The organism is uncultured Tateyamaria sp., from assembly GCF_947494755.1.
Lineage (GTDB): Bacteria > Pseudomonadota > Alphaproteobacteria > Rhodobacterales > Rhodobacteraceae > Tateyamaria.
The window spans coordinates 169,606-181,517 of record NZ_CANLVZ010000005.1 but is presented as its reverse complement, the minus strand read 5'-3'; the positions used below and the strand labels follow the sequence as shown (position 1 = coordinate 181,517).

General features: G+C 60.6%; 12 protein-coding genes and 1 tRNA gene. 5 read left to right on the top strand and 8 right to left on the bottom strand.

What is annotated here, in order from left to right:
* Window positions 1-35 precede the first annotated feature (35 nt).
* Genes Q0908_RS08320 through Q0908_RS08310 form a run of 3 tightly spaced genes read right to left on the bottom strand, consistent with a single transcriptional unit; the run spans window position 36 to window position 1,779 of the window.
* On the bottom strand, window positions 36-347 hold the full coding sequence (locus tag Q0908_RS08320; RefSeq protein ID WP_299282888.1) for a hypothetical protein: 312 nt from the start codon (window positions 345-347) through the stop codon (window positions 36-38).
* On the bottom strand, window positions 347-868 hold the full coding sequence (locus tag Q0908_RS08315) for a lipocalin (RefSeq protein ID WP_299282885.1): 522 nt from the start codon (window positions 866-868) through the stop codon (window positions 347-349). The genes Q0908_RS08320 and Q0908_RS08315 overlap by 1 nt, the downstream gene beginning before the upstream one ends.
* The gene (locus Q0908_RS08310; protein WP_299282883.1) at window positions 865-1,779 is read right to left on the bottom strand and encodes a 3-keto-5-aminohexanoate cleavage protein; all 915 of its coding nucleotides are present in this window, start codon (window positions 1,777-1,779) and stop codon (window positions 865-867) included. Before Q0908_RS08310 ends, Q0908_RS08315 begins: the two co-directional genes overlap by 4 nt.
* 72 nt (window positions 1,780-1,851) lie before the next feature.
* Between Q0908_RS08310 and Q0908_RS08305 the strand changes: the two genes are divergently transcribed.
* Together Q0908_RS08305 and Q0908_RS08300 are read left to right on the top strand one after the other, a co-directional pair.
* The gene (locus Q0908_RS08305; protein WP_299282880.1) at window positions 1,852-2,094 is read left to right on the top strand and encodes a hypothetical protein; all 243 of its coding nucleotides are present in this window, start codon (window positions 1,852-1,854) and stop codon (window positions 2,092-2,094) included.
* Window positions 2,095-2,109: 15 nt separating this feature from the next.
* Window positions 2,110-2,793, top strand: a complete 684-nt coding sequence (locus tag Q0908_RS08300) for a helix-turn-helix domain-containing protein (protein WP_299282877.1) — start codon at window positions 2,110-2,112, stop codon at window positions 2,791-2,793.
* Window positions 2,794-2,805: 12 nt separating this feature from the next.
* On the opposite strand, the gene Q0908_RS08295 is transcribed toward Q0908_RS08300, so the two are convergent.
* Window positions 2,806-3,849, bottom strand: a complete 1,044-nt coding sequence (locus Q0908_RS08295; protein ID WP_299282874.1) for an aldo/keto reductase — start codon at window positions 3,847-3,849, stop codon at window positions 2,806-2,808.
* A 213-nt stretch (window positions 3,850-4,062) separates the two neighbouring features.
* Here Q0908_RS08295 and Q0908_RS08290 point away from each other — a divergent pair, with 213 nt between their 5' ends.
* From Q0908_RS08290 to metG, 3 genes are all read left to right on the top strand, one after another.
* A complete protein-coding gene (locus Q0908_RS08290) occupies window positions 4,063-4,647 on the top strand; it encodes a YceI family protein (RefSeq protein WP_299282871.1) in 585 nt (194 codons plus the stop codon).
* Between the two features lie 65 nt (window positions 4,648-4,712).
* Window positions 4,713-5,936: an MFS transporter gene (locus Q0908_RS08285; protein WP_299282869.1), complete on the top strand. Its 1,224-nt coding sequence runs from the start codon at window positions 4,713-4,715 to the stop codon at window positions 5,934-5,936.
* A 67-nt stretch (window positions 5,937-6,003) separates the two neighbouring features.
* Window positions 6,004-7,716 (top strand): methionine--tRNA ligase, encoded by a 1,713-nt coding sequence (gene metG / locus Q0908_RS08280; RefSeq protein ID WP_299282867.1) that lies wholly within the window; start codon window positions 6,004-6,006, stop codon window positions 7,714-7,716.
* Window positions 7,717-7,808: 92 nt separating this feature from the next.
* Here metG and Q0908_RS08275 read toward each other — a convergent pair whose 3' ends face one another.
* From Q0908_RS08275 to Q0908_RS08260, 4 genes are all read right to left on the bottom strand, one after another.
* On the bottom strand, window positions 7,809-10,379 hold the full coding sequence (locus Q0908_RS08275; RefSeq protein ID WP_299282864.1) for a methyl-accepting chemotaxis protein: 2,571 nt from the start codon (window positions 10,377-10,379) through the stop codon (window positions 7,809-7,811).
* A 269-nt stretch (window positions 10,380-10,648) separates the two neighbouring features.
* A tRNA-Leu gene (locus Q0908_RS08270) sits at window positions 10,649-10,735 on the bottom strand.
* A 44-nt stretch (window positions 10,736-10,779) separates the two neighbouring features.
* Window positions 10,780-11,334: a hypothetical protein gene (locus tag Q0908_RS08265; protein ID WP_299282861.1), complete on the bottom strand. Its 555-nt coding sequence runs from the start codon at window positions 11,332-11,334 to the stop codon at window positions 10,780-10,782.
* Between the two features lie 51 nt (window positions 11,335-11,385).
* A complete protein-coding gene (locus Q0908_RS08260; protein ID WP_299282858.1) occupies window positions 11,386-11,871 on the bottom strand; it encodes an Lrp/AsnC ligand binding domain-containing protein in 486 nt (161 codons plus the stop codon).
* Between the last annotated feature and the right edge of the window lie 41 nt (window positions 11,872-11,912).

Below are 11,912 nucleotides of genomic sequence, written 5' to 3'. Positions count from 1 at the left end.
CTTCCTTTTTTTGACGACGCTCTCAGGCGCGTCCTTCAGCCAAACAGGCCCTCCGGGCCAATGATCCAGATCAGCACGCAAAGGACCGACAGGATGAACCAGACAAGGCCCGCCACCGTCTCTTCATCCGCGCCGTAGCGGTGGCCTATCACCGCGCCAATCCAGCCAAGGCCAAGCACGATCAGACCATATATGCTCCACGCCGTGCCCAGAACGCCCGCAGCATAGGCCCCCGCCGCTGCCGCACCGACAAGCAGCCCGCCCAACCACACCGGCGTCCATGTCCAGAGATAGGCAGCAAGCGCGGCCAGCACCGGAATGCCTGCGTAGATCAGCACGTTGTCCATCAGGGGCGCACCTGCATGGTGGCAAGGTCAAAGCCTGAAAACTCAAGGATTTGACGGGCAGCCTCGATGCGATCCGCCCCGCCTGTCGCACTGCGATCAAGGATCCACGCAAATTGCCCATCCGGATCGGCAATGGCGGCTGTGCGGAACCCCTCGTCCACCCAGATCACCACAGCGCGGCGCATCGCGCCCGTGGGGCTGCGCAACCGGTCCGCACCGGGCACATCGACCTCGGCCACCCATGTGGTCTGGTTGACAGGACATGTCGGACATGGCTGAGCGGCCAGAACCCACGCAGCCCCCTCTTGGGCTCGTTCAAGCCGTTCGACCGTGACAAGGTCGCCATCTACCGGATATGCTCCGCGCACCTGCCATGCACCGCCAAACCGGGCGTCGTCATAGCGGCTGGTCACTCCAATCGGCGCATTCGGATCGCGCAAGGCACCGTCGTCTGGCGGCGGTGCGCAGGCCACCAGCGCCAACCCAAACAGCGTGACGACAAATGCGCGCGCGACGCTCAAGCGCCCGGGGCCCGTTTCACAAGGCCCAGTTTTTCGCGCACCTCGGCAGGTCCGATCACGCGTGCGCCCATGTTTTCGATGATGGTACCGGCCCGCTCGACCAGTTGCCAGTTTTGGGCCAACGCACCCTTGGCCAGCCACAGGTTATCCTCAAGACCGACGCGCACATTGCCCCCTGCGAGGACCGCAGCGGCCACGTAGGCCATCTGGTTGCGTCCCAATCCAAAGGCCGAAAACGTCCAGTCATCCGGCACGTTGTTGACCATGGCCATAAACGTATTGAGGTCATCCGGCGCGCCCCATGGCACCCCCATGCACAGCTGAACCAAGGCGGGCGCGTCCAGCACACCATCCTTAACCAGCTGTTTTGCATACCATAAATGGCCAGTGTCAAAGGCTTCGATCTCGGGCTTCACTCCCAGCTTGGTCATCATCGACCCCATGGCGGTCAACATGCCGGGCGTGTTGGTCATCACGTAATCGGCCTCGGCAAAGTTCATCGTGCCGCAATCAAGCGTGCAAATCTCGGGCAGGCATTCGGCCACATGGGCGACCCGGGCCGACGCGCCGATCATGTCGGTGCCCGCCTCTTGCAAGGGCAGCGGTGACTCGACGTCGCCAAAGATCATGTCGCCCCCCATGCCCGCCGTCAGGTTCAGCACCACATCCACATCGGCGTCGCGAATGCGGTCCGTCACTTCGCGGTAATAATCCAGCTTGCGCGACGGCGCGCCGGTTTCGGGGTCCCGCACATGGCAGTGTACAATCGCCGCGCCCGCCTTGGCTGCCGCAATCGCGCTGTCGGCGATCTTCTTTGGACTGCGTGGGACATGGGGGCTGCGATCCTGCGTGCCGCCCGATCCGGTTACGGCGCAGGTGATGAAAACATCGGTGTTCATGGCGAGCGGCATCTGTCTATATCCTTGCGTTTTTCGCCAGTTTGCGGATGAAGGGACAACAAACTTGTCAAAAAACGAATGAAAATGACAAAAACCGTAGTTCTTGTGCTGCAAGACACCAACACGCTGTCGCTTGCCGCCGCCGTTGATCCGCTGAGGGCGGCGAACCGGCAGGCCGGGCGCGCGGTGTTTGACTGGCAGTTCGCGACGCCGAGTTCCCAGGATGTGATGCTGACCAGTGGGTTGCGGGTGGCGGCTGCACCGCTGCACCGCGTGCCCGTCTGTGATGTACTGATCGTGGTGGCGGGCTTTGACCTTGATGCCTAGGCCACACCCCATTTGATGGCCAGCCTGCGTCGCCTGGCCAAGCCGGACACGACCGTCCTCGCAATTGACGGGGGCCCGTGGGTCGTGGCCAAATCCGGGCTTCTGGATGGGAAACAGGCCACAACCCACTGGGAAGACTTGGACAAATTCGCAACCACCTTTGCAGAGGTCGAGACGATCAACGCGCGCTACGTGGTGTCAGATCAACGCTGGACCAGCGGTGGGGCGGCCCCCGCGCTTGATATGATGTTGCACCTGGTCCAGCTCAAAGCAGGGGCCCGCTGTGCAGCGCAAGTCGCGGCGAGCTTTATCCACACAAGTCGCCCGGCCCCATCGGATCCGCAGATGCGCCACCCGCCGACGCGACCGCACACCCCCATGACCGCCCGCGCCCACAGACTGATGGAGGCGCATCTGGAACATCCCCTGCCCCTGCCCGCCATCGCTGCGCAACTGGGTCTAACGCCGCGCAACCTGCAACTGCATTTCCGCGACGTCCTGAACACGACTGCCAAGGCCCAGTATCTCGCGCTGCGACTGACAGAGGCACATCGCCTGCTCAGCATCGGCATGGACACCGTTCAGCAAGTGGCGCTGGCCACCGGCTTCACGTCCGGTTCGACCTTTAGCCGTGCCTATATGGCGCGCTTTGGAGAGCAACCGCGCAAGACACGGCAGGCGCTTTCACCTCAAAGATAAGCGCAAGCCCGGTCAATACGGCATCGGATGGGCACGGTGAGCAGCGTCGATATCGTCCATCACCTCTTGGCTCAGTGTCAGATCAGCAGCCCCGAGCGCGACCTCCAATTGATCCAGAGTTGTCGCCCCGAAGATGACAGAGGTCATGAAGGGACGGGTCATGCACCACGCAAGCGCCATCTGCGCAGGGTCCAGCCCATGCCGCCCCGCCACAGAAAGGTAAGCATCCACCGCCTCAAACGCGCGCGCGGTCTTGCGCCCGCCCAGATCCGGGCTCAACGACAGGCGGGAACCGTCCGGGACCGCGCCGCCCTGGTACTTGCCGGTCAGCAGCCCGGCGGCCAACGGGGAAAATGCAAGCAAACCAACGTCTTCGTTGACGCTCAACTCTGCCATGTCAGTGTCGTAAAGCCGGCACATCAGCGAGTATTCATTCTGCATCGACGCCACGCGCGGCCCACCATTGCGCGCAGCCGCCGAAAGCCATTCAGCCGTTCCCCACGCGCTTTCATTGGACAGACCAAAGGCGCGGATGGTGCCGCGATCAACCTCGGCCTGCAACGCGCCAAGGCAGTCCTCCATATTCTGCCGCACGGCTGCGGGGTCCTGATCGGAGGGGTCAAATGTCCAGTTCTGGCGGAACATGTAGCTGCCGCGATTGGGCCAGTGAAACTGGTAAAGATCGATGTAGTCCGTCTGCAAACGGCGCAGAGAGCCCTCGATGGTCGCAGGGATTGTGTCCGCCGTGATGGGCGCGCCATCGCGCACATGGGACAACCCCGCCCCCGAATGCTTGGTTGCAAGCACCATGTCCGAACGGGTGCCGCCCCGCTCGACCCACAGGCCGATGATCCGCTCAGTCCGCCCGATGGTTTCGGCACTGACCGGATTGACGGGGTACATCTCAGCCGTATCGACAAAGTTGATGCCCGCGTCCAAAGCGCGATCAATCTGGGCGTGCCCCTCTTCGGCGGTGTTCTGGGTGCCCCAGGTCATTGACCCCAGGCACAGGGCCGAGACGTCGATATCCGTGCGGCCGAGTTTGCGTCTTTCCATGGGGATGTCCTTTGAGTTGTGATCGGGGCTGACCCTAGCGGTGCGGCGTACACGGGCAAGTAGATTTTCGCCAGCACCCTCGGGCAGTAAAATCACGGGCGGACCATCATCAGGTTCAGCCCTCGCCCACATATCAACAACATGTGTCCGCGCATAAATTCGCGGATTGCCGTGTTACCCTGACATAACTTCATGCCCGAAAAGGACACGCGCATGTTTCGCCGACAGTTTCTGACACTCGCCCTCGCCTCGATTGCAGCGCCCAGCATCGGGGCACCGCAGCCCTATGGTCTGGCGCCCGGCCGCTCAACCATCACCTATACATTCGTGCTGAATGGAAACCGCGTGCAGGGCACCGTGCCGATCACCCAAGCGGATGTGACAGTCGATCCCACCAATCTCGCCGCCTCCACCGCAGATGTGACGGCCGACGTGCGGGCCGCACGCACCGGGCTGATCTTTGCCACCGAAGCGTTGAAGTCGGCCAGCGTGCTCAACGCCGCAGAATTCCCGTTGGCGCGCTTCCGCTCGACCCAAGTGATACTGGGACCGGGCGGGCGTATTTCGGACGGAGCCGCGTTGCGGGGGGATTTGACCCTGCGCGGTGTGACCCGCCTCATTCAGTTTCAGGCAGGCTTGTTCCGCGCACGCGGCAGCAGTTCCAATGATTTCAGCGCGCTCATTGTCAAGCTTTCAAGCCAGATCAACCGGCGCGACTTTGGGGCCGTCGGCTATCCCGATCTGGTCGAAGACATCGTGGGCATCGACATCACCGCAGAAATCTCGGCAAACGGATAAAAACGACGCGCGGCGGTCGAATCCGCACATGGACCGCGCACCCACCTACGCCAAGGTGCTCCCATATGCGCCTGATCATTTCCTTTGCCGCTCTCTTTTTGTCCGTTGTTCTGTTGCAGCTCAGCTCCGGCTCACTCGGGCCATTGGACGCCCTGTCGGGCCTCGCGCTCGATTTCACACGGCAAGAGATCGGCATGCTCGGCTCGGCCCATTTCCTGGGGTTTTTCATCGGATGCTGGTGGGCCCCGCGCCTGATGGGCAGTGTCGGCCACTCGCGCGCCTTTGCCGCCTTTACCGCAGCGGGTGCAATCGGGTTGATCGCGCATATGCTGATCGTCGATCCCATCGCATGGGCCTTGATGCGGGTGGCGTCCGGCATGTGCGTGGCGGGCTGCTATACCGTGGTCGAGGCGTGGTTGCAGGCCAAGGTCACCAACGAGTCCCGTGGGCGGGCCATGGGGGTCTATCGGCTGATCGACATGGGCGGATCACTGGCGGCCCAACTGGTCATTGGGGTGCTCGAACCAGCCAGCTATGTCAGCTATAATCTGCTTGCAATTGTTTGCTGCGCGGCTCTGTTGCCGCTGACATTGACCACAATCAAACAGCCCGAAACACCCGATGCCCCACGGCTGCGCCCGCGCTTGGCCGCGCAACGCTCTCCATTGGCGGCGGCGGGGGTGATCGTCGCCGCGCTTTCAAGCGCCTCTTTTCGAATGGTGGGCCCGATCTATGGGCAGGAGGTCGGGCTAACGACACCGCAAATCGCTTGGTTCATGGCGTCTTTCGTGCTTGGCGGCGCGCTGGCGCAATATCCGGTGGGCTGGATCGCTGACAAATATGACCGTCGTTGGGTTCTGATCTGGCTGTCGGCGGCGGCCATGTGCAGTTGTGCGATCACAGCACTCAGCGCCGGGTTGGGCACTTATGGGATCATGCTGTCGGCCGGGCTGTTCGGGCTGACAACCTTTCCGATTTACTCCGTCGCTGCCGCCCATGCCCATGATTTTGCTGATAGTTCTGAACGGGTTGAGCTGTCGGCCGCGCTCATGTTCTATTTCGCGCTTGGTGCAATCGCAGCACCGTTCACCGCCTCGGCGCTCATCGACAACTTTGGGCCCCCGGCGCTGTTTGCCATGATCGCGATTGGGCATGGCGGACTGATCCTGTTCGGTCTGGCCCGGATGCGGGCCCGCGCCACGCCCAGCAAACGCACCGCCTATATTTACGCACCGCGCACGTCGTTCTTGATCGGGCGGCTGACCGGGCGCAGCCGGGATCGCCACTAGGGCCGACAGGGCCTTTTCCCTGCCGCGCGGCGCTGGTACACGGGCGACATTCATCCAAAGGCCCGCCATGCAACGTCACCTGATCACATCCGCCATTCCCTATATCAACGGGATCAAACATCTCGGCAATTTGATCGGGAGCCAACTGCCCGCCGACCTATATGCCCGCTACCAACGTGCGCGGGGCAACGAAGTGCTGTTCTTGTGCGCCACCGATGAACACGGAACCCCGGCGGAATTGGCAGCCGCCAAGGCGGGCAAACCGGTTGCGGAATACTGCACCGAGATGCACGCGGTCCAGGCCGAGATCGCAAAGGGGTTCGGACTGTCTTTCGATCACTTCGGTCGCTCGTCGTCGCCCCAGAACCACGCCTTGACGCAGCACTTTGCCGGGCGGCTGGCGGACGCAAATCTGATCCACGAAGTGTCCGAGCAGCAGGTCTATTCCAACGCCGACGGGCGCTATTTGCCGGATCGCTACATTGAGGGGACCTGCCCGAATTGCGGATATGACAAGGCGCGCGGCGATCAATGCGAGAATTGCACCAAACAGCTTGACCCGGTTGATCTAATTGAACCGCGCTCGGCCATTTCCGGCTCTACGGACCTTGAAGTGCGTAACACCAAGCACCTGTATTTGCGCCAATCCGCCCTCAAGGGCGACCTTGATGCCTGGATCAACAGCAAGACCGACTGGCCCGTGCTGACCACGTCCATCGCCAAAAAGTGGTTGCATGACGGCGATGGTCTACAGGATCGCGGGATCACGCGCGATCTTGACTGGGGCATTCCGGTGCGGCGCGGCGATGCGGAATGGCCCGGGATGGAAGGCAAGGTGTTCTATGTCTGGTTTGATGCCCCGATTGAGTACATCGCATGCGCGGGCGAATGGGCGGACGCAAACGGGCACGCGGATTGGGAACGCTGGTGGCGCACCGACAAGGGCGCGGGCGATGTGCGCTATACCCAGTTCATGGGTAAGGACAACGTACCGTTTCATACGCTCAGTTTTCCCGCCACATTGCTTGGCTCGGGAGAGCCCTGGAAAATGGTCGATCACCTCAAATCGTTCAATTATCTGAATTATGATGGTGGCCAATTCTCGACCAGCCAGGGCCGGGGCGTGTTCATGGATCAGGCTCTTGCGATTTTGCCCGCTGACTATTGGCGGTGGTGGTTGCTGTCAAACTGCCCGGAAACCTCGGATTCGGAGTTCACGTGGGAACTGTTTCAGCAGGGTGTCAACAAGGACCTCGCCGACGTGTTGGGGAACTTCGTCAGCCGGGTGACAAAGTTCTGCCGCTCGAAATTTGGTGAAACCGTGCCGGCCGGGGCGGCCTACGGGCCGCGCGAGCAGGCCCTGATCGAGGATCTGGATGCCCGCGTTGCGCGCTACGTCGCCATGATGGAAGCGATGGAAGTCCGCAAATCCGCTCAGGAATTGCGCGCCATCTGGGTTGCGGGCAACGAGTATCTGCAATCCTGTGCTCCATGGACAACCATAAAGGAAGATCCGGAAGCGGCCGCCATGCAAATCCGGATGGGATTGAACCTCATCGCGCTTTACGGGACCTTGTCGTCCCCCTTCATCCCGGATGCCTCGGCAAAGATGCTGATGGCAATGGGTGTGGAAGACGCGCAATGGCCGTCGGATATGGCACAAGCCCTCACGCAGCTGTCGCCCGACCACCCATTCACCGTGCCGGACAATCTGTTCACAAAGATTACCAGTGAAGACACCGAAAAATGGAAAGAACAATTTTCCGGCACCCGTGACTAAGGACTGCTGCGGCGCTTGCTATCCGATGTGATCAGAGTGGGCGTCGGGCCCTGCCATAGTCTGTCCACACCCTGATCCGTCAGAGGTCTGGGTCAGAACTCTTCCCAACCAGTCTCCACCGCGGCAATTTCCGTGTCCAAAGCCAGTGCCGTGTTTCCAACAACCGTGGCAGCGGACGCATGTCTAGGTGCTGTCGGCGCAGGAACCGGCTCTTTGGCCTGCGTTGCGTCGCCAAGTTGGAATTTGGCAACGGCGGCGGCAAGCGCATCAGCTTCGGATGTCAACGCATGGCTTGCAGCTGTCGTCTCTTCAAACATCGCGGCATTCTGTTGCGTGACATGGTCCAGCTCATTCACAGCGACGTTGATTTCGTTCAAACCAGTGGATTGCTCGCGCGCTGAGCTCGCAATCTCGGCAACCCTTTCCGAGATTTCCGCAACCGACGACACAATCGCCGACAGCGCTGTTCCAGTCCGGTCCACAAGTTCTACACCCTGTTCGACCTGCTCGGCACTTGTTGAAATGAGTGTATTGATCTCGCGTGCCGCATCCGATGATCGCTGCGCTAGGGCGCGTACTTCAGTGGCAACAACCGCAAACCCGCGCCCCGCCTCACCCGCGCGCGCCGCTTCCACGCCTGCATTCAAAGCCAGCAGGTTGGTCTGAAAGGCGATATCATCGATCACGCTGGTAATTTTCGAAATCTCCTGGGAAGACGTCTTGATCCCGTCCATCGCGTGAACCGCCTGACCGGCAATTTCGCCGCCTCTTTCAGCGTTGGCCTGCGCCTCACCCGACATCTTGCTTGCCGCATCGGCACCTTCGGCCGCCGACCGGACAGACGAGGTCAGCTCATCAAGTGCTGCTGCGGTTTCTTCCAGCGTTGCCGCCTGCCGTTCCGTCCGGCGTGACAGGTCATCAGCCGCGCTGGTGATCTCGGTCGTTTCACTACGGATGGAGTGCACGTTTTGTGCAACCGTCGTCAGCGCATCCCGCAGAGCGACCAAGGCCAAGTTGAAATTCGTCCGAAGCGTTTGATAATCCTCGGGAATGTCCTGTGACAGCTCTGTCGTCAAATCCCCATTGGCCAAACGTTGCAATGCATCACCCAACGCCAGCACAACGCGCATCTGCTCTTCGCTGACCCGAGCCTGATCCAGGCGCGCGGCCCGGATATCCTGCTCGGATTGTGTCACATTGGACGCGATGAGGATGCTGCGTTCGACGCTGCCGTCCTCGGCATTGACCGTGATGAAGCCGCCATCAACAACCAGACACACCTCATCCCTGCTCTGAATATCGATCTTACCGTGAACCGAGGCGTGAGACAGCGCCGCGACCGCCAAGTTCGAAGGGAGTGCGGCATCTGTTTGCGTGTCACTCAATATGTCATGAAGCATCAAATTATTCGGACGATCCTCGGCATATCCAAGCAATTTGGCTGCAAACTCGTTCATCAGCGTGCACCGCCCTGCCCCGTCAAATTCCATCCGCAACTGGGTCGTATCGATACCCTGCAAAACCGCCGCATCGCGCTGCGCACTGGTGCGATCGCTCCACTCAATGACGGCACCTATCAGCCTGTCCTTATGGTCACGCGCCGGGTTGAGTTTGATCCGGACATGACGCGCCCCGATCCGGCTGAAAAACGACATGTCATCCTGACCATCTGCCTCGCCGACCTGGGCAAACACGTTCTTGACCCCGGACATGGTCGTCAGATCCGCACCGACCCAAGCCCCATCGACGGCATCAGGCCAGACTTCCGTCAAATCGGGCATCAGTTGAGACAACAACGTACAGCATGCCGGGTTCACAAAAATCACCTTGCAGGCTTCATCCACCATCATGATGGGCGCGGTGCTTCCCTCGAACGCTGCACTTTTGAAGGCGCTGTCGCGTTGGGCCCGCTTTGCCTTGGACAAGGAGACGCGAAACCCGTCAATCTGGCGGGCGATTTCGCCGATCTCATCCCGACGGCCGGTGTAAGGAATCTCGATATTATAGACGCGGCGCGCCATCTTTTCCATGGATCGGCCCAAATAGAGGGCCGGACGCGACACCGCGTACCAGACATACGTCACCGCCATCATCATGGTCGCCAGAAACATGAAGGCTGCGATGATGTAGGCCCTCCGCTCAGCCGCGATAACCTGCGCCATGACGTGGTCATTGGTCCACGCCGTGACGACAACGCCTGCAATCGCCCCTTCACCGCCAAAGGTCGCCGGTGCCGCGACATATAAACCGTCATCGGATGTCACAAGTTCACCATTGGCAAGGGACCGTTCGGCCAAATCCATGAACGTCGATCTGTTGCCGTCTAATCCTTCACTCGCGAACATGACAATCAAATCGGCATTCGTCACAAACGCACCTATGGCATCGGGTTGCGCAGTTTCAACAACCCCGGTGGAGATGTCCGCGACGGCCACCTCATTGCCAAACTTGATGGACCCAGCCATCTGATCCGCCAGCAATCGGGTTACATCAACGGCCCGTGCCGACATCTGATCGGCTGCCATCAGACGTTTTTCGCGGTGATCAATCGTCGTCTGCGCGGACAAGACGGCGACTGTCAAAACACCCGTCAGCAGCGCCGATTTGACGAGCAATGTGTTCAACCGGTATCCGGTTTTCCTGAGAGTGTCGAAAAAGCCCATCGAAAGATCCTTGACCGAAAGCGCCACTCAACCTTGAAGGGGCGCGGTTCCGATCTCCTATCGCACGTGCCTTACCACTCCCTTAATGCCAGCGGATATGGGATGTGGGGACGCCCGCACGTGGTCCTGCGGTCTAGGGTCAGGACCCTCGCTCTGTCGCGCTTCGGGACAATTCCGACCGCACGCACCTCACTTTTCTGAACGGGGATCAAGATCTCATGTCGAACGCAGGGAGTGACCGGCATAATCGGTTGATTCTCTTGATAGTTTGGTGCGGGCGGTGGGACTCGAACCCACACGGGGCGAGGCCCCAACAGATTTTAAGTCTGGTATGTCTACCATTCCATCACGCCCGCATGCCTTCTTGTTAGGCAATCGGGCGGCACACCTCAAGAGCGTCTCAGATATCTTCGCCGTTCGGCCCCAATGCGGCCCCCTTGGCCAGCAATGCCCGCTCCGACAGCCATGGATTGTTTTCGACCGCTGCCAAAAGTTGAAGCCGTGCTTCGGCTCTTCGGCCCAGGTTCATCAACGTCAGCGCGCGCCCTGATTGGGCCGCCACATGGCGCGGCGACAGGGCAAGGGCGGCATCCAGATCGTCCAAGGCGGCCTCATAATTTCCACCCAGAAAGTTGCTGAACGCGCGCTGGTTGTACCCTTCGGCATAGTCAGGACAGTAGGCGACAAGCTGATCAAACGTGGCAACGGCGCCGATCAGATCGAAGTTGTTGCGCTGGCGCATGCCCCGGTCCAGCACCTCCTGGGCCGCAGCGTCCGGTGCACGCAGCCAGATTTGCCACATCTGATCCGAAATGGGCCGCCCTGCCTGTTCGTCTGGCGCGGAGCGGGCGGCTTCGATCAAGGTGGTTAATTCGTCGGAATAGTCGGGCAGATCGGGGCACGTTTCGGCCCAGGCGGGGGCGGCGAAGGCCAGCAAAAGCAAAATGTGTTTCATCCCTGAATGATGCGCCCCACGCACCGCAGGTCAAGTGCGCACCCGCCAAGGTCAGTCGATACCGGGCAGCATGATCTCTTTCACCGCTTCCATCGCCACGAAGGTCGATGTGGAGGCGACAAAGGGCAACGTCGAAATGACATCTCCCAGAAAGGCGCGATATTGCGCCATGTTCCGGGTGCGTATCTTGAGCAGATAGTCGAAATTACCTGCGATCATGTGGGCCTGTTCAATCTCTGCAACCTGTTGAACGGCCTCATTAAATGCCTTTAGCGCTGCCTCGCGGGTATCGCTGAGGCGCACTTCGACAAAGGCGACGTGATCCAGCCCCAACAGGATCGGATCCAGCAGGGCGCGGTAGCCCATTATGACTCCCGTCGCCTCAAGCCGCCGCACCCTGGCCTGGGTGGGGGATTTGGACAGACCGATGCGGGCGGCAAGGTCGGTGACGCTCATCCGCCCATCCTCGGCCAGGGCGACCAGAATCGCCTGATCAAACGCATCAAGCCCAGACAGGCGGGATGACTTCTGTTTCATGGTATTTTACCCATATGACCTGTATTGACCGCGCATTTCGA

Coding starts and splice junctions, on each gene's coding strand:
- Q0908_RS08320 (WP_299282888.1), bottom strand. CDS start 347: ATGGACAACGTGCTGATCTACGCAGGCATTCCGGTGCTGGCCGCGCTT.
- Q0908_RS08310 (WP_299282883.1), bottom strand. CDS start 1,779: ATGCCGCTCGCCATGAACACCGATGTTTTCATCACCTGCGCCGTAACC.
- Q0908_RS08305 (WP_299282880.1), top strand. CDS start 1,852: ATGACAAAAACCGTAGTTCTTGTGCTGCAAGACACCAACACGCTGTCG.
- Q0908_RS08300 (WP_299282877.1), top strand. CDS start 2,110: ATGGCCAGCCTGCGTCGCCTGGCCAAGCCGGACACGACCGTCCTCGCA.
- Q0908_RS08295 (WP_299282874.1), bottom strand. CDS start 3,849: ATGGAAAGACGCAAACTCGGCCGCACGGATATCGACGTCTCGGCCCTG.
- Q0908_RS08290 (WP_299282871.1), top strand. CDS start 4,063: ATGTTTCGCCGACAGTTTCTGACACTCGCCCTCGCCTCGATTGCAGCG.
- Q0908_RS08285 (WP_299282869.1), top strand. CDS start 4,713: ATGCGCCTGATCATTTCCTTTGCCGCTCTCTTTTTGTCCGTTGTTCTG.
- metG (WP_299282867.1), top strand. CDS start 6,004: ATGCAACGTCACCTGATCACATCCGCCATTCCCTATATCAACGGGATC.
- Q0908_RS08275 (WP_299282864.1), bottom strand. CDS start 10,379: ATGGGCTTTTTCGACACTCTCAGGAAAACCGGATACCGGTTGAACACA.
- Q0908_RS08265 (WP_299282861.1), bottom strand. CDS start 11,334: ATGAAACACATTTTGCTTTTGCTGGCCTTCGCCGCCCCCGCCTGGGCC.
- Q0908_RS08260 (WP_299282858.1), bottom strand. CDS start 11,871: ATGAAACAGAAGTCATCCCGCCTGTCTGGGCTTGATGCGTTTGATCAG.